Raw genomic sequence first — 23,490 nt, forward strand, 5'->3', positions numbered from 1 at the left:
CGAGATAGCTTGGTCAACGCCAACGGCATGCCCGACCTACGGCTGGCTTCACTCCCCGGCAACTAACCGGGTCCGGGCTAAGCGTGCGAGCTTGCGTACCTCGGGATCGGGATCGGCTTCGGCGGATTCCAGCAGAGGCAAAGCTGCCGGATCGCCGATTTCGCCGAGGGCAACGGCAGCTTCCTTGCGCAGATTGCTGATCGCCTGCTGGTCCAGCAAGCGGCCGACCGCAGAAACGGCGGTGGTCGCGCGCAATTGGCCCAAGGCGCGTGTCGCCTTGAGGCGCACCTGCCAATATTCGTCGTCCAAGGCGGCGACTAAGTTGGGCACGCCACCGGTCAGCTTCAGCTTGCCCAGGGTCGCGGCCGCCTCCTCGCGCACCGTCCAGGCGACATCGGCCAGCGCCCGGACCAGGGCGGTTTCAGCGATCCGGGCTTGCTCGGCTTGTGCGGCGTCCGCCAAACCCAGTGCGCCGGTGGCCGCCCGGCGCACCTCGGGGTCGGGATCGCCGTTCGCCAGGCGCGCCAGTTCCGGCAGGGCCGCCCGCTGCTTGAGCCAGCCCAGCACGCCCACCGCCTCCAGACGAACGGCGGCGGACGGATGCCCCAGCGAGGCCAGCGCCGGTCCGACTGCCGCGGACACGCGCAATTCGCGCAAGGCGCGCAGGCCGGCGGCGCGGACGAAAGCATCGGCATCGCCGGCCAAGGGCAGTAGCCAGGGCGCGGCCTCGGCGCTCTTGAGTTCGCTCAAGGTCTGGGCCACCGCCAGACGCACCGCCTCCGATTCGTCTCGCAAGGCCGCGGCGAGCGCTTCGACAACCTCCGGCGTTTCCCAGCCGGCCAAGAGTCGGGCGGCTTCGGTCCGCAACTCCGCGTCCGGGTCGGACAAGCCGGCAATCAACCAGGGCAGATGATCCTCGTCCTGCTCGTCGGCCAGTTCGATCAGAGCGATGCGGCGCACGCTGGCGTCGGCATCGCCCAAGCGGGCTTGCAGTTCGGGAGGGAGAACATCGATGTCGATCGGGGTCATGGCGGGTATCCCAAAGAATATCTAAAGCAAACCGTGTCAGCGCTGGACGCGATCCGGAAGATTGAGTCCATACAAAAGAAGGTCTTCGAATTGCCCATTCTTTACCGCATGCTTCGGCAAAAAACCTTCACGACTCAACCCGGCCTTTTCCAGCACACGCGCAGAAGCGGGGTTTCTAGCGAGGCACCGAGCGACAAACCGGCTGATGGAAAGATGCTCGTGGGCAAATCGGATCAGCCTGCCTACGCCTTCCGTGCAGTAGCCATTTCCCCAATGGTCGACTGCGATCCAGTAGGCAAGCTCCGCACGCGAATGCTCCAAAGAAATATCGATCAGGCTGACGGTTCCGATGAGTTCGGAAATGTCAGCGAGCACGACGGCAAACGCCACCCGTTGCCGCGCCCGGTAACCGGGTGCATGGGATTCTATCCAGGCTTCGGCAGCGCCATCCGGGTAAGGATGAGGGATGTTCGTCGTGGTGCTCGCGATGCGAACATCGCCGACCAGACGCTGCACGTCGCCCGCATCGGCGAGCACATACGGGCGCAGGAGCAAACGGCTGGATGTTAGTGTGGGTTGCATGATTATGCTGATTCCTCTCGTCGTTAATTCGGCGGACCGGCGGAATTGACTCTCCCCGCCGCCGGCAAAGTGCCTATGCGGGACCTGGCAAATCGGTTTGCGGGAGATACGGCGGCAATTCGGCCCCGAATTCCGGGTTCAACAAGTTCAGACAATGGCGTTTGAGCGCGACAAAATCCGGCTCGGTCAGCAGGTCGGCGTGGCGTGGCCGCGCGAAGTCGAGCGGCAAATCCTCAAGGATGCGGCCGGGCCTGGGGCTCATCACCAGGATGCGGTCGGCCAGGAACAAGGCCTCGTCGATGTCGTGGGTGATGAAGACCACCGTGGTGCGGATGCGCGACCAGACGTCGAGCAGCAGTTCCTGCATGTATACCCGCGTGAGCGCGTCGAGTGCGCCGAAAGGCTCGTCCATCAGCAGCAGGCGAGGATGGGTCACGAGCACACGGGCGATTTCCACCCGCTGTTGCATGCCGCCGGAAAGCTGGGCGGGATAACGCGCCTCGAAGCCGGCCAGGCCCACCGATTGCAGCAGCTCGCGCGCTTGCGCCCGCCGCTCGCGTGCCGGCACACCTTTCATCTTCAGGCCGAAGGCGACGTTGTCCTCCACCGTCCTCCACGGGAACAGCGTGTGCTGCTGGAATACCAGGCCGCGCTCGGGACTGGGACCGACCACCGGCCGGCCGTCGACCCGCAACTCACCGCGCGCAATGGGCAGATGACCCGCCAGCGCGCCCAGCAGCGTGGACTTGCCGCAACCGGAGGGACCCAGCACGCAGACGAATTCGCCCGGCGCGGCACGAAAGCTCAGCTCATGCACGGCCTCGAAAGCCTGCCCGCCTTGACCCAGCACGATGGACAAACGCTCGGCTTCGATGGAGGAGGATTCGTTCATCCGCCATCCCCATTCGCCGATGTAGGCTGGGATGACCCAAGGGAATCCCAGCGATCCCATGCAGGGGCTCGCGTGGGAGCGGGCTTCATCCCGCGATCGGGCGCAAGGAATCGGGGGCGGAAGCCGCTTCCCGCAAGCATGCCGCCCGGCGATACAGAAATATCCCAAATCATCGCCCCACCCCATACGCCCAAGGCATCCAGCAGCGCCCCAAACTCCGTATCAGCGCACTACTGCCCATGCCCAGAGCGCCGATCAGCAACATGCCGACCACGATGTCGGCGTAGTTCTGTATGGTGTAGGCCTCCCAGGTGTAATAGCCGATGCCGAACTGGCCGGAGATCATTTCCGCCGTCACCAGGCAGAACCAGCAGGTTCCCATGCCGATGGACAGCCCCGTGACGATGCTGGGCGCTGCGCCCGGCGCAATCACTTCCGCATAGAGCCGCAAGCCGCGGCAACCCAGGCTGCGCGCCGACGCGACCAGGCGCGGATCCAGCGACTCGACGCCATGGATGGTGTTGAGCAATATCGGAAAAAGCGCGCCGATGAAGGTGATGAAGATCATGCTGCCTTCCGACGAGGGAAACATCAGGATGGCCAAGGGTATCCAGGCTACCGCCGGTATCGGCCGCAACACTTCCAGCGGCGGCAGCAGGGTGGCGTGCACCCAGCGCAGCCGGCCTATGGCCAGCCCCAGCCCTATGCCCAGCGATGCTGCCAGAGCGAAGCCGGCGGCGATGCGCGACAAGCTGCTGCCCAGATGCTGCACGAGCTTGGGTGAACGGGCCAATTCCCAAGCCGCGTCCAGCACCTCGGCCGGCGGCGGCACGTTGGCGAAGGTGACGAAGTGTAGATCGACATGCCCCGAGGCCAGCAGCTGCCATATCGCCACGCAGGCTGCGAGCGCGGCGGCCGACACGGCCAAGCGCGGCACATCGGAAAATCTACCGCTCGCCACCTTCGGCTTATCAGGCTGGGTCGACGACAAGCTTGATCCCCAAGGCGACGAATATTCCGCCCGCGGCGCGGCTCAACCAAGCCGCAAGCCGGCGGCCTAAGGCCATGCGCCCGCCCAGATAGGCGGTGGTCCAGGCCAGGAAAAAGCACCAAATCGTCCCGCTGACGTTGAATATCAGCCCGAGCATCACGAAGGCCAAGGCCTTGTCCGGCGCGGACGGCTCGATGAATTGCGGGAGAAAGGCCAGAAAAAACAGCGCGACCTTGGGATTGAGCACATCGGTCAGAAAACCCTGGCCGAAGATCCGCGGCAGCGAAACCGGCTCTACCGCCAATGTGTCGGCCGGTAATTTCGAAGTATCACGGCACAGGGAAATACCCATATAAACGAGATAAGCGCCACCTATCAATTTCACCGCTGTAAACGCCGTCGCGGACGCCGCCAGCAAAGCCGACAAACCCAGGGCCGCGCCGAATATATGCACGTTGCAACCCATGGCCGTCCCCAGGGTTGCCACCATCCCGGCCCGGCTACCCTGAGCCGCGCTCCGCGCCACGATATAAAGCGTATCCGCGCCCGGCGTGATATTCAGCAACAGGCTGGAAATGAGGAATAGGGGCAGGTCGTGGATGCCTGACATGGGCTTATGAATAGTGGTCTTTGCAGGTTTATGGATTAAGTATATGCCTGAGTACGTGCCCTTTCCGGATGGGAGCCGCGCGCACCGTCGATGCCGAGATCAAAAGGCAGAGGGGCAAGACAACAAACAGGATGATGCGTAGAAAATGGTTTTTCATGGTATGTGTCCTTACCCTACTTAATTCAGCGGGAAGGGGTGTAGGTGGCAACCCCGAGCTAATAAAACCTTACGCTGTACCAGCTCGATGCGATTACCGAATAAATCGGCGGTAAATGCCCGGCTACCGCATGGTGAACTCAACTTCCTCCGCCGTTGCGGTAGCGTTCCTCCGGCCCGGGTAACTCACCCAGTTCATCGCGATATTGAGTTCCTGAATGATGTTTGCCGCATCTATCTTCGCTCCATTCTTGAGCTCTATGGTGTTGGTAGTATGTGCGTCCTTGACCAGAGTCAGGTCGTAACCGCGTTCCAGTGCACCATATGCCGTGGCGCGTATGCACCAGTTGGTCGCAGCTCCGGCCAGCACGATGTGAGTCGCGCCGAACTCAGCGAGTTGATCTTCAAGTATCGTTTGCTCAAACGACGAATTGAAATGCTTGTGGATCACCAGTTCCCCCTGGGCAGCTACCAATTCGGGCACCCACTGCCAATCCGGACTCCCAGACACCAGTTCCTCGTCTGAGTGCTGCGCCCATATCACCGGAATGTCCTGGGCGCGGGCGCGCTCAACGGCCCTTACAATGTTCTTGATGATGCGGGGGGCGTCCCAGGCTTCGCTCATCACGCCGACCTGCACGTCGACCACCAGTAGGATTCCTTGGTTACCGTCTCGCACGCTTGCCATTGCAGCTCCTTGGAATAACGCCTGCCGCCCTCGAGCATAGGGTCCAGACCGTAAATCGCCGTCATCACGCTTGACACGCTTGAGTCGTCAGGTTCGGCACGGTGGGCATACTCGCTTCGCCATGCCCAGCCTGCTTTTGTAAATTAAAGTGCGCCCAATAGTTTGAGGCTGGCTTTTCCCAACTCGATGCGTTTGGGTGCATCCGATTTATCTTTCATGTCGATATTCAAAGCAAAACTGGATAGATGCTTATTTTTGAGCACCCACCCGACCCACCAGCCTATATCCGGGTCGGCGGTATCGGCCCAGCCGGTCTTGCCGTAAAGGATCCAGCCATTGCCCTGTTCCAATTGGACGAGCTCGCGTACTTTGGCCTGTGCGTCCTTGGGAAAGGGCAGCTCGTCACGTGCCAGCTGGGCGAGGAATTGGGTTTGCTCTATCGCGCTGATCTTTAGCGGACCGGTCAGCCAGAAGTTGTCGACGACAGTGCCGATTTCTCCGTTGCCGTAACCCAGCCGGGCAACATTTTCGCGCATACGTTTAAGGCCTATGCGGCGAGCAAGTTCCTGATATACCGGCACGTTGGAAATCTTGATGGCCTCGCGCAACCCCATGTCCTGCTCCCACGCCTTGATCGGCTGCGGCTTTCCACCGTAGGGCAGCACTTCATCGACACCTTTTACTGCTCCCACGGAAAGGCCTATCAGGCTATTGGGAATTTTGAAGGTCGAAGCCGGAACAAAGCGCGTCTCGGCACGGAAACGGTCGTGCCCGGTGAATCGATCTGCGCTAACGTCGTACAGAACGAAAGTGCCGTGCACGCCCGCATCAGAGAACAGTTTTCCAATCACCTCGCTATTCTGCCAATCGAGAGCATGAGCTTGGTTAACGATCAACAGAATAAGTACGGCGAATAGATTTTTCATAACTCTCTCTTACCTACATATTGCTCAACTTGTTTATCGCTTATCTTGTCGCTTCTATTTCGCTAATTTGAAGCACTGCTTGTAGCCTCCTGAACTATGAAGCAACAGCTTCGCGTTACCGGATTCCAAAGCAAAAACTCGGAGCCTGGCTTAGGTCTCCGTTCCTGTGAACCTGGCGGATATAGCAATCATCCAAATCGCCACAACCAAATTGTGAGCGCCATGCATCACCATGCCGGGCGCCAAAGATTTGGTAATTATTCTTGCTGTCATAACTATTGCCCCAAACACTGCAATCATAAAAAGGGAACCGAAATTCCCTTGGGCCGACGCCATATGCGCAATAACGAATAACACGGTTACCATGAACCCGGATGAAACAGTGCCCCAAGCCCGGCCAAGCTCCTTGAAAAGCACTCCGCGGAAAACAAATTCTTCTATGGGCGGCACCAGTAAAATCTTAATGGCCGCCCATACAGACACTCCGTACACTGAATTCTTATGCGCCAAACCGCTTGATGATATATTGATATGAAGTCCATGCTTGAACAATGCGGTATCCCGCAAAACCATTGCCGTTACGGCGGTAGCTGTACCGATCAACGCGCCCAAAACTAGATACCGAAAGCTCACTCTTTTCCATCCTGCATCCCTCAGATAATCGGTTTCATCAGTACATCCCGCGTAGCCAAAAGCCAGCAACAAGACCACGGAAAAGCCGGCAAGGCTGGCGGCGATATGGGCAAAATTAATACGCCCCTGCTCGCTTAACCAGCCCAAGTACTCGTTGTCTTCCCGAAGGAAAAAGGCATCTACTTCCGCGGAGACAGCGGCATAGAGAAAGGCTATGAATAAGAATCTCCTGATTGCGGCGGTTTTCCCTAACTCAACGCTAATTATGCGCATGGTCTTCCTGCTTTCCGATACCTATAGGATGTGCTGAGGAACGAAGCGCATCAATCGAGGTACTCGTAATATATTCGCGGTCCCTATAACCCGCCGTATGTCACCATAATATCTTGCCGGCAGTTTTGTAGGATGGGTGAAGGCGACAGCCGCGCGCCATCAATCACCGCCGTACGATGGGTTACGCTGCGCTGCACCCATCCTACTTTGCTATGGGCTCATCGGCATGAGCCCAAGCATGCTCCAGCCCGCCGTGCGCCTTTTCCCGCTCGACGTGAAACCACGCCATCCCCAGCACCCTTGCGGGTGCAATGTCCCGCTGCTCGTCGTCGCCTATCATCAGGCAGTCCGCCGTTTGGGCACCTAGCAACCGGACGGCGGCTTCGAACATGGCGCGGTGAGGTTTCCAGTAACCACAGTCTTCGGGCGTCACGATGCCTGCCACGTGCTCGCCCAGCCCGGTCACGGCGACCTTACGTCGTTGTTGGGTTCGGTCGCCGTTGGTGACGATGGCCTTGGGTATGTCGCCGGTGCGTTCGAGAAAATCGGCGACATCGGGAAACAGCGTCCAGGCGGCTTCATAGGCCTGCAGATACGGCCGGAAGGCTTCGTCGGCTTCGGCGTCACTCAGTTCGGCACCCAGAAATTCGCGGATGCGTCGGCGCCGCTGTTCGCGACAGCCGATTTCGCCCCGCTCGTAGCGTTGCCAATGGCGGGCGGCGATGACGCGCCAGCGGGCGAACAGTTCGGCTTCCGTGGACGTCTTCAGCAACTCGCCGTGCGCTTGCACGAAAGCGCCGAAAGCCTGGCGCGACGCGGTACGCTCGTCGAGCAGGGTGTCGTCCAGGTCGATGAGTATGAACCTCGGACGTCGGTTCATTTCCGGTTTTGACCCTCACCCTGCCCTCTCCCTGCCTGAAAGCGGGTATCCAAGCCGGCCGTCTGGGCCGTGTCCGATCGCAGCGACGCGTAATCCCTAAGCTTCCCGCCGTGCTCGCGGGCATAGGCGTCGGCTTCGTCCTTTTGCAGGAAGGCGGCGATTTGACCTTGGGGTTCGGCAACGAAGTAGGCCAGCGGCGCCAGCAGCTTGATGCCATGCTTCAGGTCGTGAACGTAGACGGCGCGCGCCGTGTGGCCGGCGGCTTCGATCTTGCGCAGGTCGGTGAAGGCCGTTTCAGCGGCGGCGTAATGGCGCACCTTGGGCTCGCCGCGCACCCAGATATCCGCCACGCGCCCGGTGTCGGCAATGGGCTTGCCAGTCAGGGCGTCGTTGGCTTGCAGCGGGTGTTTGGCGTAATTCTTCAGCCGTGCGTCGTAATCCAGGCCGGACAGCTTGTAGGCCTCGCGTATATAGCGGTCGTCTATCAGCCGCGCGGCATCCAGGTCGGTGTCGGTGCGACGCAAGAGCTTGAGCGTGTCTATGGAGGTCTGCAGCGCCTGGCGGAATTCAGGCTTCCAGCTGAAGTCGCGGGTCTGCAGGCCCAGAGGCCCGTGATATAGGTAGCTCACCGCAGCCTCGACGCCGGTGAGTTTTTCGATCAGCTCGCTGTATTTTTCGGGTTCCGCGGCGATCAGGCTTTCGGCCTCGATGGCGGCGCGCAGGAAGGCGACGACGACTTCCGGGTATTTCTCCGCATAGGCGGCATCGACCAGACTGCCGTGGAAGGTGGGCGTGTTGGCCTGGGCACCGTCATAGATCTTGCGGGCAAAACCTCGGTAGGCGAACAGCTCCGCGAAAGGCACGAAGTCAGCGTGCGCTTCGATCTTGCCGGTCTGCAAGGCTGGCCCGGCCACTTCCGGCGGCTGGGCGACGATGTTGAGGTCCTTGCTCGGGTCCAGGCCTTGGGCCTGCACGGCGCGCAGCAGCATGCCGTGGGCGGTGGAGGCGAAAGGCACGGAGAGGGTCTTGCCCTTGAGTTCCGCCAGCGAGGTGATAGGCGAATCCTTCGGCACCACGATGCCGTTGCCGGAGCCCAGCGTACTGCCCGACAGCACGGTGACGAACACGCTGCGCTTGCCGGCCTTCTGGAAAGCCGCGGCATTGGCCGAACCGGGAAAGTCGGCCATGGAGCCAATGTCCAGCTTGCCGGCCACCATCTCATTGGTCAGCGGCGCACCCGAGGTGAAATTCTTCCAGATGATGTCGTATTTGGCATCCTTGTATTTGCCGTCGTGCGGCAGGTATTTCTCCAGCAGTTTGAGCTCGCGGATCAGCAGACCGCCGGTGGCGCAGTTGATGGTCGTGTCCTGCGTGCCGATGGCGACACGGATGGTTTCGGCCTGGGCCGAGGCGATAAACAGCAGGGCGGCGAGGGCAGATAAGTATTTCATGGGATTCAGCGCAGCAGATAAGGGATGTCGACATGGAGCGCACCGGTCGGGCAATCCTTCTCGCAAGGCAGGCAATACCAGCATTCGTCGTATTTCATGTGCGCCTTGCCGGTAGCCTGATCGATAGCCAGCACGTCCAGAGGACAGACGTCGATGCACACCGTACAGCCCTTGTGGGCGATGCACTTTTCGGTGTCGACGGTAACCGGGAAAACGGCGGGGCTAGACACGCTCACCTCGGCTCCTCATACGCTGGCGCTTTCCCAAGCCGGCTCTGCTGAACGCGCCTGACCCAAGTGCGGCGCTACGATAGCTTGGGTTTGCGCACTGGTGACAACGGGTATGAACTCGAACCGAACAATTGAGCCGCGCCACTGTAAAACCCATTGTTGCAGGAGGCTTGCGTCGTCGCACTCCATCAGTTGAAAGCAACGGCTGAAATTGGGCTCCACCCAACTGTCGATATACCTCAATCCTTCCGGCAGCATCCGGCCCCGCTCTTGGAGCCGCTGATAGATAGGCACCATGTCGTTGTTTGGAAAGTGCTCGATGACCATGAACAGCATTAGCCCTCCTGGGGGTTAAAATGGGGCGACTGGCTTGATCAGCCTCACGGCTGTTGTCTGGCCACGCGCAGCTTCCGGTAAGCCGATTTTTCCTGTTCCGCGATGGGCACCAGATAGGGGGCTACCGGCCGCTTGTAGCAAGTCATCCGGCCGTTTTCGTCCTTGTGCAACTGCACGTGGACATACCAATTCTCGTCGTCGCGCTCGGGGTAATCCAGGCGGGCGTGGTACAGGCCCCAGCGGCTTTCGGTGCGATAGAGCGAGGCGCGGGCGGCCATCTCGGCGCAGTCCAGGATGAAATGGACTTCCATGGCGCGCATCAGCTCGTGGGCGTCGCGGGCGTGCAGGGCATCCAGGTCAGTCCGTATCCCTTCGAAGCGTTCCAGGCCGATCTCCATTTTGCGCGTGACCTTGGGCGGCTGGAGATAGTCGTTGACCAGCCGGCGCAGCTTATATTCCACCTGATTCGGAGGCAGGCCCCGGTCACGTTGCAGCGGCCCGTAGACGTGGGCTCGTTCGGCCGCGACCTGCTGTTCATCCAGTGCGGGTAGTTCATGATCGGCGCAGTAGCGCGCCGCGCTCTCGCCCGCCAGCTTGCCGTAGACGAAGGCGCCCAGCATGTAATTGTGCGGCACGCCGGCCAGATCGCCCGCCGCATGCAGGCCGGGCACGGTGGTCTCGGCGTGTTCGTTCACCCACACGCCCGAGGCGGAATGGCCGCTGCACAGGCCGATTTCCGAGATGTGCATCTCGACCATGCGTTTCCGGTAGTCGGTGCCGCGACCGGCGTGGAAGCGCCCGCGGCTGGGTCGCTCGTTGGTGTGGAGGATGTGCTCTATGGTGGAAATGGTCTCGTCGGCCAAATGGTCCAGCTTGAGGAACACCGGGCCCTTGCCGCCTTCCAACTCCTGGTGGAACTCCCACATCATCTGCCCGCTCCAGTAGTCGCACTCGATGAAGCGCTGGCCGCGGTTATTGGCGGTGTAGCCGCCGAACGGGCCGGTGACGTAGGCGCAAGCCGGGCCGTTGTAGTCCTTGATCAGCGGATTGATCTGGAAGCACTCGATGCCGGTCAACTCGGCCCCGGCGTGGTAGGCCATGCTGTAGCCGTCGCCCGCGTTGGTGGGATTCTCGTAAGTGCCGAACAGATAGCCGGACGCCGGTAAGCCCAGCCGTCCGGCGGCGCCGGTGCTGAGCACCACGGCCTTGGCGCGGATGACGTGGAACTCGGCGGTGCGGCAGTCGAAAGCCATGACCCCGGCGATGCTGCCGTCGGCCGCCGTGAGCAATCGCGTCGCCACCAGGCGGTTCTCGATCGCCACGCGGTGCCGCTTGAGCTGCTTGTACAACACCTTCTTGATGTCGTGTCCTTCCGGCATGGGCAGCACGTAAGTGCCCATGTGGTGCACCTTCTTGACCGCGTAATCGCCGGTCCCGTCGCGCTCGAACTTGACGCCCCAGCGCGCCAACTCCTCTATCATGGGAAAGCTGTTCTCGGCATAGGCCATCACCGTCTTCTGGTTGACGATGCCGTCGTTGGCGATGGTGATCTCCCGGACGTATTGCTCGGGCGTGGCGTGGCCCGGTACCACCGCGTTGTTGAGCCCGTCCATGCCCATGGAGATGGCGCCGCTGCGCTTGACGTTGGCCTTTTCCAGCAGCAAGACATTGAGGTCGGGGTTGGCCTGTTTGGCCTTGACGGCGGCCATGGGGCCGGCGGTGCCGCCGCCGATGACGAGGACGTCGACGGTGCGTTCGGTGAGGTTCAGGGTCATGATCGGCGATGGCCTGCAAGCCACGGGCCATCGCACTACCTGATGGACGCCCTCGTTGAATCAAGGGCTTAGCCCTTCAACGGGTTCCTCCGAACGTCGTCGATGATGAAAATCCAACACGAAATGGTTTTTGCCTGTTCGCCAGTCATCAGCACGAAACCAATCCATCGGTTCCGACGGTGGCGATCGATGGCGCTGACTCAGCGTCGGAAGAACAGGTTGAGGATCAGGCTTACCACCACGCTGACGATCAGCATGGAAGTGATCGGAATGAACAGGACGCCGTTCTCCCTTTCGACGCGGATATCGCCAGGCAACTTGCCGAACCAGGCGAACAGACCGGGCGCATAGCCCAGCACCAAGCCGAGCGCGAACAAAGCCAGACCCAGCAGCATTAGCAGCTTCGCGAAGCTCATGTTCACGGCCTCCGGCGCGGGATGAGATCGGGAAGCAGCGGCGCCACCAGCAGCACCAGGGCCAGGCTGGCGAGGATCGGGCCCAGGTCCAGCCGGACCCATAGTCGCTCGGCCAGTTCAGGATGGTCCAAGGCGGAGACCAGCCCTTGCGGCGTGGTCAGGCGGTGATAATTCAATCCGGTCGCAGCGGCCAGCGCTTTCAGGCCCATCTCGTCCAAACGGCTCGGGTAATTGCTGCGGTCGTTGGCCGGCCGCCCTTCCAACTGGGATCGAGGCAGGCTGTCCTGCACGTCGACGTATTGCCAATAACCCAAGGGGCGGTTATCCCTATCGTATCGCGGGATGGGCACCGGCTGTGGCCCCCCGGCCCCGACGATCAAGCCTGCGACCTGGTGTGGTTTGCCCGGGAAAGGCGGAATCTCGGTTTGAGGCGGGAATTGCTGGCCGTCGGAGAAGAACACCAGCCGGATCGTCGGATCGGTGTCGGCCAGCCGGCGCAAGCCGGTATACAGTCCTTGCGCGATATGGCTGTCCCCGGCCCAGGCCATGCGCCAGTCTATGCCTTCCAGCACCGTGGAGATCAAACCGATGCGCGAGCAGACCTCGACCGGCTCGAACAAGACCTGGCTGTGTTGCGTGGCATAAACACCCAGGCCGACTTCCGAACCACAGGGCAGTTCCCGCAGGGCGAGTGCCAACGAGGCCTTGACATAGCCCAGCCGGTCGCCCGGCAGACCTTCGACGTGATAGTCGCGCGCATTCATGCTCTGCGTGATGTCGAGCACGAAGAGATAGCGATACACCGACTTGGGCCAGGGAACCGTGGGGGGATTCAATGCCAGGGCCAACGCGGCGCAGGCACCTACCCGGCACCCTAAGCGCCAATCCCGCCGGCTTATCCAGGCTTTCACGGCCCGCCTCCGGGCAAGCCCGGCAGGGTCGCGAATATGCTGGCTTTGCGGCCCTGGAAATCCGCCTTGGGTTTTTCCCTGGGCGGCGGCGTGATGCGGTAGGCGTATTCCAGATTATGGCGGGCGCCGGCATTGCCGGGATTGAGCCTTAAGACTTCCCGGTAGTTGTCTTTGGCCAGTTCCACCAGCGTGTTGACGCGGGAATATTCCAGGACTCCCCGGCTGTGCCACAAGGCCGCGCCTTCGCGCAGATAGCCGGTCGCCAGGTTATGCAAGGCCCGTTCGCGCAGATCGGGGTCTTCCGTCTTGGCCAGGCTGCCATACAAACGGATGGCTTCCTCCCGCTCGCCGGACTGCTCCAGGCTGCGCGCCTTGGCGAAGACCAGCAGGGGCGGCGTGTCGTCGTCTATCTCTATCTCGGCGGGATGCGCCAGTGCGTTTTGCAGGCTGGAAGCCTCGTAAACCCGGACAGTTTCGACCGCGAGACCTACCAGCACCAGAACCGCCAGCGCATAAAACCAGATCGGCAGCGCGCCGCCCCGCGAGAAAATGTGCTCGGTTCTGACGCCGGCCGAAAGGCGGACGACGTCCCTCAACTTCATTAGCCACGCCATGATTTCAACTCCAGGGTACGCGCAAGCATCAGTACCAGGCTGCAAGCCAGGGCCGCGCCGTAACACCAGTCTGTCAGGTCGACCCGCGGCAGGCGTTCGCGATAGATCAGGGGACGATTTTCCAACTCCCCGAGGTCGGCGATAGCCTTCTGCAAGTCCTCGCGATTGTCCGCCTCGTAAGCGCGATAGGGCACCCCCAGGGTCTGGAAATACTGGTGCAGGAAATATTCCGGCGTGGTGCTCTCGTTGGCGTTCGCCGGCTTCGCATCCAGGCGTCCGCTCTTGGGGTTGCGTAGATAGATCCAATAGAGCGCCGCCTGCTGATCGGAGAACAGTTGGCGTATCGTGTCGCGGGTGTCGTCGTCCATGCGCGCCGCGCCGTCCGACACCAGCACCACCACACGCGACCCGCCTCGGGCTTGGTCGCGGAAATAATCCAGCGCCGCCGCCAAGCCGGGCGCGATATGGGTGACGCCGTGCCCGCGCGTGCCCAGTGCCCGGATCGCGGCCTGCAAAGCGTTCCTGTCCCGCGTGAGCGGCAGGACGGGTATCGGCGCGGCACTGAAAGCGACCACGCCGAACAAATCGTCGCGGCGCTGCGCCACGAACTCGCTCAGCAATCGGCTGGCCAATATGCTTTTGGATTCGCTCGCCTTGCCGCCGAGGTAAGCACCCGAGAAATTGTCGTTCATGCTGGCGCTGTGATCGACCAGCAGCACGATGCGCGCGCCGGCGCCGACTTTTTCGATCCACTGTTCGCCGCGGTAAGGTCCGGCGAGGCCGAGGGCCGCGGCTAGAAGCGCTAGTGAAAACACCGCGCGCAAGCCACGATCCACCCAAATCGACAGGCGGTCTTCCGGGATGATCGCGAGACTGGAATAGGACAACGGCGGCTGGGCGGGAATCAGCCAAGGCAGCAAGGCCAACGCGCTCAACAGCAGAAACCAGGGGGCTGCGAATGCGAGACTCATGCTGCGGCCTCGGTTTGATCGAGTTCGGCACACAAGGTTTCCAGCCACTGCAGCACGGCGGTGTCCCCTCCCCTTTCCATGCCGTATCCAGGCTCGATACGATTTTCCGACGCAAAGAAAAACTGCCGGGATAGCGCGAAAAACGTCTCGATCTTCCCGCGCAGGGGTCCATAAAGTGGGCGGGCTTCGAGGAACTCGTCCAGTTCGCCCGCGAACACGGTGTAGCCGGCGGCCTGATCGAAGGCCTGATGCACCAGTCTGTACGCGCGCTGCGCTTTTTCCGCCGCAGACCGCGAGCGGCGCAGCTTGCGCAAGGCCTTCCGGGCCCGGGCGAAGGGGCGGGAACGGCGGCGGAACGGTGGGGCGTTCAGTCGCCAAGCGCCGTACAGACCAATGGCCAAGGCGGCCAAGAGCCAGGCAATCAGCATGGAATGTCCATGATGGAACTGCCGTGCGGGAGCCGGCATCTCCGCGGCGAGGCTCACGGCTTCATCGGCAAGCCCGGAGTCGATGATGGGACGGACTGTGATACTCCAGGCCGGCGCCTCCACTTGCAGCACCTCGTCGCCGGCGACGAAGCGGAGCGGTAAACCATCGACTTCCAGGCGCTCCGGCGAGCGTACTCCCTTGAACACCTGATAGCTCAAATGGATGTCGTAGACCGTGCCGGTGAATTCGTCCGACTCCGTCCAGGTGACGCGGCGGATTTCCAGATAATCGTCGTAAGCGCTGCCCGCCTCGGGCAACTGGGCAGTGTCTAGCCGAAAACCCGACGACGCCTTAACCCTGATGTCCTGCTCCAGCACGGCGCCCATGACCGCTTGCGGCGAACTAGGTACGGCCGAATGAACGATTTGGACGGCCCCGCTCGCGTTCGCATACGAAGCCGGAAGCTGTACAGACGCGAGGACTAGGGCCCGCAATAGACCGGAGTGCATCATGACGCGACAGGATCAATCGGTGAAGAAATGACCGAATTCAGCCTTGAGTGCCGCCGCCACATCGGGAAAGGTTTCGATCACGTTATGGCGGCAGTCGGGATCGGATTGTATATCGAACAGGCGGAACTCCGGTCCCTCTCGCATGGGTAGACGCACCAGCTTCCAGCGATCATTCCTGATCATGCGGTCCTTGGCCTCTATGACCCGTTGCCGGAACTCTTTTTTTATCGCGATGGTCCCCACCTTCTTGTCAGGCACCTCCAGAAGATCCGGCAGTTCGGGGTACAAGAGATGATGGTCGGAGATACCCGGCAATTTGGCGAACCAGACCCCCGTCTCCGCGTAGGCCGTCAAATTCATTTTGGCTTCGGCATCCCGCAGATAAGGCGCCAGCGTAACTCCGTCCATGTCCGATGGAACATCGATCCCGCAGAGCTCCAGCAAGGTTGGGGCGAGGTCGATGCTACGCACGACATCGTCGACGACCTTCCCTTTGATCTTCTGCCTGGGATCGGCGACGATCAGGGGTATTCTGGCGCTGACATCGACGATCACGCTATTTCCCTGGCCCCAGGTATCGCTTTCGAAAAACTCCATGCCGTGGTCGCTGTATATCACCAGGATGGTATTTTCCGCCAGGCCGCATTTCTCGAGATGGGCATAGATACGAGCTACTTCGTCGTCGAAGTTCCGAACGCAGCCATCATAGAGATTTAATATCTGCGCCAGATCGAAACTGCCGCGCCCTTCCTTTTGCCGCTCGACTATTTCGAACGGGTCGCTCAAGCCGCCCATGACGAATTTGCAGGAACCCGCATATTCATCGCCGGAAAACAAGGTGTAATAAGGATACTCCGACCCAAAAGGTCCATGCGTCGTCGACATGAACACATCCAACAGAAACGGCGTGTCCGATTTGGCGTTGCGGCTGATCGTGGCTCGCGCGGACTGCCCGAGCTCCGATGTCATGGGAACGCCGGCGAGATAATAGAGTTCCGGCAGCAAGCATTTGCCGAATATTCCATGGGTAAATAAGGACAGATACAGACGCAGGTCTTTTGGACCCTGACGTATCAGATATTTTATATTCCACTGATCGTCGGGAAGTTCGCGGTTTTCAAACCCGAACGAAAACTTGCCCAGATCACCGCCAGCCCAGTCGCTAATGGCATAAGTACGGTATCCCGCCCCTCGCAACAAGTCGGGGAGCTTCGATATATCTTTCTTCAATTCGCCGGGAGCGGCAAAGTTTTCACGTATGCGGTGATTGAAAGGCCAGCTACCCGTCAACATCGATACGATACTGGGGGCCGTACGTGCACATGGCACATAGCACTGGCGAAAATAAGTCCCCCGGCGGGCTAGATTGTCGATGAAGGGTGTCAAGCCGCGTTTATTGCCGTCCACGCCCAAACGATCGGCCCTCAGGGTATCCGAGCCTATCATTATGATATTAGGTCGTGAAGACTTGTTAGCGGCCGATTTTATCTCCGCTGGTACCAGCCTCGGTCGATACCAACTATAAATGGCTACCGCCAGATAGATCACGGCTAAGCTCGCATATAGCGCCGCTGAACTAAAATCATCCCGGCTGATGGCGGCTAAGACCGCGCTCGCGACCGACGCCGCAAAGGCCAGACACAAACCGGCTTGTATACCCCGCAGCCGGGACGGTTTCAACCAGCGCCACAATGGGTAAAAACGGCTCAATCGATAATTCGAAGACGCCTCCAGCCCAGCCGGCAAATGCAAAAGATGTCGACAGAATTGCACGGCCGTGAGGCTGCCGATTCCGATGGCCGCGGCCGTCATCGCCTGCCACAACGAGTAATCCCAGCGAAAAACGTAGAGCAAAGATGCGTAGACCACTTCCCCTGAACCCGCCAGAAATAAGGTCAGCACTCCACCCCAGAAGCATAAACGCGTGATCGCGTAGGCGGCATAAGCGGCGTGATGTCCGCGCACCTCGTCCCTCAGATGAGGGCCGGTGCGGGAAAAATCTTTCAATGATTTCGCGAGCAGGATAGCTATCCATAATCCTGAAGGAAAAACCAGCGCTAGCAGCCACTGGCTCCAGGTTGCAGCTACGATGTTCAAGCGGTCATCCTAGTTTTTGGACGAAGAAATATCGTCCAAAGAAGAGACACCCATCCACGACAACTGATTATTTACGAAGTCAACGTCGCGCCAACGATCCCAGCGTCCGGCCAGAAATCCCGCCATGCCGGCCAAACGCACGACCTCCATGACGACCAACACCCTCCAGCGCATCGATTGGTCACCGGACGTTCTAACGGCGATGTCCGCCTGCCGCCATAAGTGGAGTTGTACATGTCGCGCGAAAATCAAACCGGCCAACAAAAGCGTTCCCGCCCAAAATACGCTGGTCAAAATGAACAACAGCATCAGGCCGTGGTACTTCAAATTCGTCAAATACCCTGCGGTACTGATCCCTACCCGCCCGTTGCCTCGCGCGTAATTAAAATATTGCTTGAACAGGGCTTGCCAGGTCGCCCGTGGCCGCCAGATGACTTTGGCATCGCGGCAGAACCGGAAACGAAAGCCTAGTTGACGCAGGCGAATATTAAAAAGAGTATCCTCCGCGGCATATAGCCATTCCGGGTAACCCTTCACGGCTGCCCACGCCGTCCTATCGAATGCGACTGAGCGGCTGGATGGAAAATAACGGGCCGATTCGGTATTCTCCCTGTCGGGCGATTCCGTAGCGAGAACAACCGCCCTTTCGAAAGGCGTACGGGTATCGAAAACATAGTTGCCCGCGATGACCTCGGCGTCGCCCTTGATAAAACAGGCCTCCATGTTTTTCAGCCAGCCCGGATCGATCACGCATCCTGCATCGGTAACGGCGATGAAGTCGTGGCTGGCCCTAGCAATACCTAAATTTCTACCCTCGGCGATATTGCAAGCCTGACTAATCAGGATTATCCGGCCTGCGCCGGCATACTCTTCCAGAACACTCAACGTACCGTCGTCACTGACTCCGTCGACGATGATGATTTCATCCGGTATGCGGTCCTGGTTCAGCAAAGAATCCACCACCGACCGGATCGATCTGATTTCGTTGCGAACGGTCACGACAACCGATATTTTGATCCGGGTATCCGGAGAGTGATTTTCCTGGGCGCGCTTAAGCATTATTTCCGATCCTATTTCAGAGGATTCCTATTAGCATTACGCGCGAGCCAAAGACCTTGCACCGTCCCGAGAAAATGCCATACGACCAATTCTTTCAGCAGAGCTTCGTCCGCCGGAAGCTTGATTCTTGCGTATAAGGCGGTCCTGATGGCGCGCCAGAACTGGCCGAAAAGATATAGCGGAATGCCAAGCAATTTGCGATCTCCCGGCAATCCGTAAGTCTCGGCCAGGTTGCGGCTGTTGTGAAGGCGCCATTTCCTGAAATAGGATTTACGCGTGCGAAATGCTTCAACGCGGTGGTGTACGCGCGCATCGGGCAAATAGACCACCACTTCGCTCGAGGCTATTAACCGGCCTATCAAATCGAATTCCTCACATCCGGCAAGCACACTGCCCTTCCGGCCAAGATCGGGGTCGAATACCCCGAAGCGCGAAAACACCTCGCGCCGGAACGCCATATTGGCGCCGAACGGAAATTCGCTCTCCTTGAGGATTCTTCGCTCCCGCTCGTCCGTCTTAATGGCAAGAAAGCCGTATAAGCGCTCGGTTAGCCAGGACGGCGGTGGACTATCCCAAAGCGGCGCGATATATCCTCCGCAAGCAGTCGCGTCATATTTTTCCATTCCTTGTAAAACTTCCACGACCCAGTCCGGCTCGGGCTGGACGTCGTCATCCGTAAACAACAGCAGTTCGCCCCTAGCAGCCGCGATACCGGAATTGCGCGCGTGCGACAAACCTTGGCGCTGCTCGAACAGGTAGCGCAACTGGGGAAATGATGCCTGCTTTGATCGTACGATTTCCGAAGTATCATCGTGCGAATTGTTGTCGACGACAATAACCTCCCACTCGAGGCCAGGAGGAACTCTTAGGTTGACCAGTGCTTGCAGGGTGGATACGAGGGAATCCGCCCGATTATAGGTACAGACTATGATGCTTATCGATACTGGAGGATTATATTTAGCCATAAATTCAGTACGATAGAGTCAATGCTCACTATGTGGCCCCACAAAACCAAGGTAATACCCTAGGATAACGCAATAGACCTTGTGCAGCATCCATAAAGCCGGTGAAAGTTTTTTACACCCCAACGCGCAGCCCCTTGTATTCCCCAGCTCCGGAGGATGAGGGGTGATTTACATAACGACTGGATAAATACGACCAAAGCCGTTTTATACGAATACGCCGGCTGATGCACGGAGGAAACCTGCGGCGCGGTTAAACACGCCGCAGACGGCGACATCAATGCTTGGAGAGTTTTTCGAGCAGAGTATGGGCTTCGCGGCGCTGAACCTCATTGCCGCGCGCCGATACGTCGTCGAGAATTTCGCGTGCGGACGATTCGTCACCCATATCGACGAAGGCCTTCGCCAAATCCAGTCTGGTTTCGAATTCATTTAAATCGTCGAATTCAACAACCTGAGTATTGTCTTCGGCACCTATGCTGGTTTCCGTCACCGGTTTAATCAGGCTGAAGTCCATGTTGAAATCGTCGTTGACGGCCAACTTGGATGCCTGCTCGAAAGAAATGTCAGGGGAAGGCGATTGGACTACGTTCTCCGCCTTGGAGACGGCTCCCATTTCCAAAAGTATGTCATCCAGCGTTTTGTCGGGCCTTACTTGAACGACTTCCGGTTCGACGGGAGTTTTCCGGCTGACGGACTCGAACGGTATCAAATTATCGAAGGCAATATCAGCATCGGGTTCTATCGCATCGGATGGGGTCAAAGGGGTAGATTCAAACTCCAACTCCTCATACGAAAGGAAATCACCGCCGTGCGCGCCGGTCGCATTATCAGAATCAGGCGCTTTGGAATTCACCTGGGATATATCGATTGGAGCCGCCTTTTGTGTGGGCGCCGCGTCGGCTCGGTCAAAGTTTTTCAGTTCGGCCAGCAACTCCTCATCGAGTTCCAGCGAAGCCGACAGATCCGCTTCTGATATCGACTCACCCTTACCTGCCTCGGCAGTAAAGTCCTTCTGACTGAATAATGGGCATTCCGGGCAGAGTTCACGCCCCATTTCCACGACCTTCTCCCAGAAATCAGGGTCGGAATCTTTATGCTCGTTGAACAATTCCTTGGCGTAGGCTTCGAATGCGGCACGATTCTCCGTAGCATATTGAATTTCCAGCAACTTGAGCTTGCACTCGTCTCGGTCAGGATATTGATCGATCGCATGCCGTATCAATTCTTCGGCCTGTTTATAGCGCCCGTAGGCCAGATAGACATCCGCTTCTGAAATAGGATCGACTTCATCAACTTCCCCACCCAACGCGTCAAAATCGCTGGTAGAAAATTCGCTCAAGAACGAACTGCGGGCAGAAGGAGCGACCTGTTCCGACGGCGTTTGGTCGGAAATTGGCGTTCCAACCTCTTTCAGCGTCGTTTGACGCTCGCGCCCCGCGCTCATCAGGATGCTTTCGGACTCCTGAGTGAGCACCGCACGTCGCTTGAAACCGCGCCAGAAATAAAATCCCAATAGGGCCGCCGCCAATCCGCCGCCGCCCAATAGAGCAGGTTGTTCCAAGAGGAAAGACACAAAACCGGGTTCTTCGGGAGCCGGCGGCACCAGGGTGGCAGGCTTCGGTGCGCGCGGTGGAGCTGCCGGTGCCTTGGGTGATTCGGGTTCTGCAGGTGCGGCGGGAATACGCGGCGATTCGGGCGCTGCCGGCGACTGAACCGGGGCCGGCGGCGGCTCGGGAGTACTACTCGGCGGGAGTACAGGCGCCGCCGGCGTCGGTTGAGGCGAGGGAGCTACCGCAGGCGCTGGCGCGCTGGGAGTGCCGGCTTGGGCCTGAAGATTGGCGATCTGCTCGTCTTTCAGGCTTAACAGTCTTTGCATGCCGGCCAACTGTTGCTCGAGTTGTGCGAGGCGCGAACGTATCTCCTCGTTTTCCTGCTTGACGGTATCGGCGACTTCCAGAGCGATGTCCCCCTTGGCCTTGGCGCTCTCTTCCCGTACGCCAGGGGCTGCCGCCTCCGTTCTGCTCTTGCTGTCCGCAGGCGCAAGCAGCTTGAGTTTACCCTGCTGCTCCTGATCTATCGCCGAAGCCTCCTTTTCGCCCGCCAAGCTGCCCCGCCTTTCGCTCAGTTTTCCTGCTCTCGGCGCCGGGCGGCCATAAAATTGGGCGCGCGCCTCCTGCGGCGTAACGCTGGCGATGGCTTCGCGATCCGGAATGCGCAATGTTTCGCCGGCCTTCAAGGCATCGAAACTGTTCTTATAAAACGCTTGCGGATTGGCTTGATACAGGGCGACGACCACCTGCTCCTGGGTGATGCCCGGGGCCCGCTCGATCAGTTTCGCAATACTCCATAGCGTTTCGTTTTTTTGTACCGGGCCATATTCGGTCCCGGTCTGTTGACCGACCGGGGCGCGGGGCGTGCGAGCAACCTCTCCGACCGACGGTTCGGACAGGCGAGCTTCGTCCGGCCGCGGTTTGCTCGCCGTGGCCTTCCGGGGCACGGATGGTATGACCTCCGGTAGTTGAGGCTGGGCGACTGTTTCCTCCTTGTACGCCGCCGGCGGGTCGAGCAGCACCGTGAACTCACGAAGCAGTCGACCTTGAGGCCAGTTGACCTCAATCAGGAAATTCAGGAAGGGTTCGCGTATGGGTTCCTGAGAGGTGACCTGAATGACGGTGCTGCCGTCGATCTTCTTAACGGCATTAAAATGCAGGCGGGAAATCTGATACTGACGTTCTATTCCTGCCTTGGCGAATGCTTCATTAGAAGCGATGCTGATTTTGATGTCTTCCAGGGTCTCAGAGCCCGAAGTCACCAGCGGAATCTCCGCGCGCAGTGACTGGTTGAGCGCCGATTGCAGTCTGATGTCGCCGACACCTAAGGCACTGACACCTGCCGGAGTCAGCAGACCGATAACTGCCAGAGTCTTGGAAATCTTACGCACTTCGTCCGCTCCTAAATTCATCCGAATGCCGGAACCCTGCCCTCCGAATCCCGGCAATACCTTTGCTTACTCCGGGGAAGCCTAGCCCTAGATATAGGTTTTTACCAATAGCTCGGCAATCTGCACGCTGTTCAGTGCGGCCCCTTTACGCACGTTGTCCGAAACCACCCACAGGTCCAAGCCGCGCGGGTGAGAAATATCCTCACGTATGCGCCCCACGAACACCGGATCGTTACCAGCGGCTTCGGTTACGGCCGTCGGATAACCGCCCGGTTTATGCTCGTCGATCAATGTAATTCCCGGAGCCGCGGCCAGCAGGGTTCTCGCCTGATCGGCCGTGATCTTGTCGCGGGTCTCGATGTGCACCGCTTCGGAATGACCGAAGAAAACCGGTACGCGCACTGCCGTCGGATTCACCAGTATGCTGTCGTCTCCCAGAATCTTGCGGGTCTCCCAAACCATCTTCATTTCTTCCTTGGTATAACCGTTGTCCATGAACACATCGATCTGCGGCAACACATTGAACGCGATCTGTTTGGGATAGACCGCCGCCTCTATCGGCTTCATGTTCAACAGATTGGCCGTCTGGGTGGCCAATTCCTCGATCGCTTTCTTGCCCGTGCCTGATACCGCCTGATAGGTGCAGACGTTGATGCGCTCTATGCCCACGGCATCATGGATCGGCTTCAGCGCAACCAGCATCTGAATAGTGGAGCAATTCGGATTGGCGATGATGCCGTGATTGGTGTAGCGCGCGATGGCGTCGGGATTCACCTCCGGCACCACCAGCGGGATGTCGTCGTCGTAGCGGAATTGCGAGGTGTTGTCGACCACTACGCAGCCCGCTGCGGCGGCGATCGGCGCCCATTCTTTGGATACCGACGCCCCCGCGGAAAACAGGCCGATCTGCGCCTGCGACCAATCGAAGGAGGCGACGTCTCGCACCAGCAGGGACTGGCCCTTGAATTCTATGCGCTTACCGGCGGAACGGGCGCTGGCCAGGGGATAAACTTCGCCGACCGGGAAGTTGCGCTGCTCCAGGATGGACAACATGGTTTCGCCGACCGCCCCGGTGGCACCGAGGACGGCGACGTTGTAAGTCTTGCTCATAAATACGACTCGA

Annotated in this window: 23 protein-coding genes; all 23 read right to left on the reverse strand. The window is 59.5% G+C overall.

Annotation, left to right across the window (positions count from 1 at the left end):
* Positions 1-48: 48 nt before the first annotated feature.
* The gene (locus JWZ97_RS06325; RefSeq protein ID WP_205433951.1) at positions 49-1,029 is read right to left on the reverse strand and encodes a HEAT repeat domain-containing protein; all 981 of its coding nucleotides are present in this window, start codon (positions 1,027-1,029) and stop codon (positions 49-51) included.
* A gap of 36 nt (positions 1,030-1,065) precedes the next feature.
* Positions 1,066-1,566: a GNAT family N-acetyltransferase gene (locus JWZ97_RS06330; protein ID WP_205433952.1), complete on the reverse strand. Its 501-nt coding sequence runs from the start codon at positions 1,564-1,566 to the stop codon at positions 1,066-1,068.
* Between the two features lie 118 nt (positions 1,567-1,684).
* A complete protein-coding gene (locus JWZ97_RS06335) occupies positions 1,685-2,503 on the reverse strand; it encodes an ABC transporter ATP-binding protein (RefSeq protein WP_205433953.1) in 819 nt (272 codons plus the stop codon).
* Positions 2,504-2,672: 169 nt separating this feature from the next.
* Positions 2,673-3,464, reverse strand: coding sequence for an ABC transporter permease (locus tag JWZ97_RS06340; RefSeq protein WP_205433954.1), 792 nt, complete (start codon positions 3,462-3,464; stop codon positions 2,673-2,675).
* A gap of 10 nt (positions 3,465-3,474) precedes the next feature.
* Positions 3,475-4,104: a LysE family translocator gene (locus tag JWZ97_RS06345; protein WP_205433955.1), complete on the reverse strand. Its 630-nt coding sequence runs from the start codon at positions 4,102-4,104 to the stop codon at positions 3,475-3,477.
* 280 nt (positions 4,105-4,384) lie between these two features.
* Positions 4,385-4,948 carry a cysteine hydrolase family protein gene (locus JWZ97_RS06350; protein WP_205433956.1) on the reverse strand — a complete coding sequence of 188 codons (564 nt, stop codon included), beginning with the start codon at positions 4,946-4,948 and terminating at the stop codon, positions 4,385-4,387.
* Between the two features lie 143 nt (positions 4,949-5,091).
* Positions 5,092-5,874, reverse strand: a complete 783-nt coding sequence (blaOXA, locus tag JWZ97_RS06355; RefSeq protein ID WP_205433957.1) for a class D beta-lactamase — start codon at positions 5,872-5,874, stop codon at positions 5,092-5,094.
* 150 nt (positions 5,875-6,024) lie between these two features.
* Positions 6,025-6,780: a CPBP family intramembrane glutamic endopeptidase gene (locus tag JWZ97_RS06360; protein WP_205433958.1), complete on the reverse strand. Its 756-nt coding sequence runs from the start codon at positions 6,778-6,780 to the stop codon at positions 6,025-6,027.
* 202 nt (positions 6,781-6,982) lie between these two features.
* Entirely contained in the window at positions 6,983-7,660 is a 678-nt protein-coding gene (locus JWZ97_RS06365; protein WP_205433959.1) for an HAD family hydrolase, read from the reverse strand.
* Positions 7,657-9,111 (reverse strand): ABC transporter substrate-binding protein, encoded by a 1,455-nt coding sequence (locus JWZ97_RS06370; protein WP_205433960.1) that lies wholly within the window; start codon positions 9,109-9,111, stop codon positions 7,657-7,659. Before JWZ97_RS06370 ends, JWZ97_RS06365 begins: the two co-directional genes overlap by 4 nt.
* A gap of 5 nt (positions 9,112-9,116) precedes the next feature.
* Positions 9,117-9,347 carry a ferredoxin family protein gene (locus JWZ97_RS06375; protein WP_205433961.1) on the reverse strand — a complete coding sequence of 77 codons (231 nt, stop codon included), beginning with the start codon at positions 9,345-9,347 and terminating at the stop codon, positions 9,117-9,119.
* A 9-nt stretch (positions 9,348-9,356) separates the two neighbouring features.
* A complete protein-coding gene (locus JWZ97_RS06380; RefSeq protein WP_205433962.1) occupies positions 9,357-9,677 on the reverse strand; it encodes a DUF3303 domain-containing protein in 321 nt (106 codons plus the stop codon).
* A gap of 44 nt (positions 9,678-9,721) precedes the next feature.
* A complete protein-coding gene (locus tag JWZ97_RS06385; protein WP_240342513.1) occupies positions 9,722-11,452 on the reverse strand; it encodes a fumarate reductase/succinate dehydrogenase flavoprotein subunit in 1,731 nt (576 codons plus the stop codon).
* 200 nt (positions 11,453-11,652) lie between these two features.
* The gene (locus JWZ97_RS06390) at positions 11,653-11,868 is read right to left on the reverse strand and encodes a DUF2905 domain-containing protein (RefSeq protein WP_205433963.1); all 216 of its coding nucleotides are present in this window, start codon (positions 11,866-11,868) and stop codon (positions 11,653-11,655) included.
* Between the two features lie 2 nt (positions 11,869-11,870).
* On the reverse strand, positions 11,871-12,779 hold the full coding sequence (locus tag JWZ97_RS06395) for a vWA domain-containing protein (RefSeq protein WP_205433964.1): 909 nt from the start codon (positions 12,777-12,779) through the stop codon (positions 11,871-11,873).
* Positions 12,776-13,381 carry a lipopolysaccharide assembly protein LapB gene (locus tag JWZ97_RS06400; protein WP_205433965.1) on the reverse strand — a complete coding sequence of 202 codons (606 nt, stop codon included), beginning with the start codon at positions 13,379-13,381 and terminating at the stop codon, positions 12,776-12,778. Before JWZ97_RS06400 ends, JWZ97_RS06395 begins: the two co-directional genes overlap by 4 nt.
* Positions 13,381-14,364 (reverse strand): VWA domain-containing protein, encoded by a 984-nt coding sequence (locus JWZ97_RS06405; RefSeq protein WP_205433966.1) that lies wholly within the window; start codon positions 14,362-14,364, stop codon positions 13,381-13,383. The genes JWZ97_RS06400 and JWZ97_RS06405 overlap by 1 nt, the downstream gene beginning before the upstream one ends.
* Positions 14,361-15,179, reverse strand: a complete 819-nt coding sequence (locus JWZ97_RS06410) for a hypothetical protein (RefSeq protein ID WP_205433967.1) — start codon at positions 15,177-15,179, stop codon at positions 14,361-14,363. Before JWZ97_RS06410 ends, JWZ97_RS06405 begins: the two co-directional genes overlap by 4 nt.
* A 138-nt stretch (positions 15,180-15,317) precedes the next feature.
* The gene (locus JWZ97_RS06415; protein ID WP_205433968.1) at positions 15,318-17,402 is read right to left on the reverse strand and encodes a sulfatase; all 2,085 of its coding nucleotides are present in this window, start codon (positions 17,400-17,402) and stop codon (positions 15,318-15,320) included.
* 9 nt (positions 17,403-17,411) lie between these two features.
* Positions 17,412-18,461 (reverse strand): glycosyltransferase, encoded by a 1,050-nt coding sequence (locus tag JWZ97_RS06420; protein WP_205433969.1) that lies wholly within the window; start codon positions 18,459-18,461, stop codon positions 17,412-17,414.
* An 11-nt stretch (positions 18,462-18,472) separates the two neighbouring features.
* Entirely contained in the window at positions 18,473-19,426 is a 954-nt protein-coding gene (locus tag JWZ97_RS06425) for a glycosyltransferase (protein ID WP_205433970.1), read from the reverse strand.
* A 274-nt stretch (positions 19,427-19,700) separates the two neighbouring features.
* On the reverse strand, positions 19,701-22,367 hold the full coding sequence (locus tag JWZ97_RS06430; RefSeq protein ID WP_205433971.1) for a FimV family protein: 2,667 nt from the start codon (positions 22,365-22,367) through the stop codon (positions 19,701-19,703).
* A gap of 87 nt (positions 22,368-22,454) precedes the next feature.
* The gene (locus JWZ97_RS06435; protein ID WP_205433972.1) at positions 22,455-23,477 is read right to left on the reverse strand and encodes an aspartate-semialdehyde dehydrogenase; all 1,023 of its coding nucleotides are present in this window, start codon (positions 23,475-23,477) and stop codon (positions 22,455-22,457) included.
* Positions 23,478-23,490 lie beyond the last annotated feature (13 nt).

The sequence above is a fragment of the Methylococcus sp. EFPC2 genome (genome assembly GCF_016925495.1).
Lineage (GTDB): Bacteria > Pseudomonadota > Gammaproteobacteria > Methylococcales > Methylococcaceae > EFPC2.

Excerpts from the sequence above, each read along its gene's own strand:
- JWZ97_RS06435 (WP_205433972.1), bottom strand. The coding sequence starts at position 23,477 with ATGAGCAAGACTTACAACGTCGCCGTCCTCGGTGCCACCGGGGCGGTC.
- JWZ97_RS06385 (WP_240342513.1), bottom strand. The coding sequence starts at position 11,452 with ATGACCCTGAACCTCACCGAACGCACCGTCGACGTCCTCGTCATCGGC.
- JWZ97_RS06410 (WP_205433967.1), bottom strand. The coding sequence starts at position 15,179 with ATGGGCGCCGTGCTGGAGCAGGACATCAGGGTTAAGGCGTCGTCGGGT.
- JWZ97_RS06380 (WP_205433962.1), bottom strand. The coding sequence starts at position 9,677 with ATGCTGTTCATGGTCATCGAGCACTTTCCAAACAACGACATGGTGCCT.
- JWZ97_RS06325 (WP_205433951.1), bottom strand. The coding sequence starts at position 1,029 with ATGACCCCGATCGACATCGATGTTCTCCCTCCCGAACTGCAAGCCCGC.
- JWZ97_RS06345 (WP_205433955.1), bottom strand. The coding sequence starts at position 4,104 with ATGTCAGGCATCCACGACCTGCCCCTATTCCTCATTTCCAGCCTGTTG.
- JWZ97_RS06405 (WP_205433966.1), bottom strand. The coding sequence starts at position 14,364 with ATGAGTCTCGCATTCGCAGCCCCCTGGTTTCTGCTGTTGAGCGCGTTG.
- JWZ97_RS06400 (WP_205433965.1), bottom strand. The coding sequence starts at position 13,381 with ATGAAGTTGAGGGACGTCGTCCGCCTTTCGGCCGGCGTCAGAACCGAG.
- JWZ97_RS06365 (WP_205433959.1), bottom strand. The coding sequence starts at position 7,660 with ATGAACCGACGTCCGAGGTTCATACTCATCGACCTGGACGACACCCTG.
- blaOXA (WP_205433957.1), bottom strand. The coding sequence starts at position 5,874 with ATGAAAAATCTATTCGCCGTACTTATTCTGTTGATCGTTAACCAAGCT.
- JWZ97_RS06360 (WP_205433958.1), bottom strand. The coding sequence starts at position 6,780 with ATGCGCATAATTAGCGTTGAGTTAGGGAAAACCGCCGCAATCAGGAGA.
- JWZ97_RS06390 (WP_205433963.1), bottom strand. The coding sequence starts at position 11,868 with ATGAGCTTCGCGAAGCTGCTAATGCTGCTGGGTCTGGCTTTGTTCGCG.
- JWZ97_RS06420 (WP_205433969.1), bottom strand. The coding sequence starts at position 18,461 with ATGCTTAAGCGCGCCCAGGAAAATCACTCTCCGGATACCCGGATCAAA.
- JWZ97_RS06335 (WP_205433953.1), bottom strand. The coding sequence starts at position 2,503 with ATGAACGAATCCTCCTCCATCGAAGCCGAGCGTTTGTCCATCGTGCTG.
- JWZ97_RS06370 (WP_205433960.1), bottom strand. The coding sequence starts at position 9,111 with ATGAAATACTTATCTGCCCTCGCCGCCCTGCTGTTTATCGCCTCGGCC.
- JWZ97_RS06425 (WP_205433970.1), bottom strand. The coding sequence starts at position 19,426 with ATGGCTAAATATAATCCTCCAGTATCGATAAGCATCATAGTCTGTACC.
- JWZ97_RS06350 (WP_205433956.1), bottom strand. The coding sequence starts at position 4,948 with ATGGCAAGCGTGCGAGACGGTAACCAAGGAATCCTACTGGTGGTCGAC.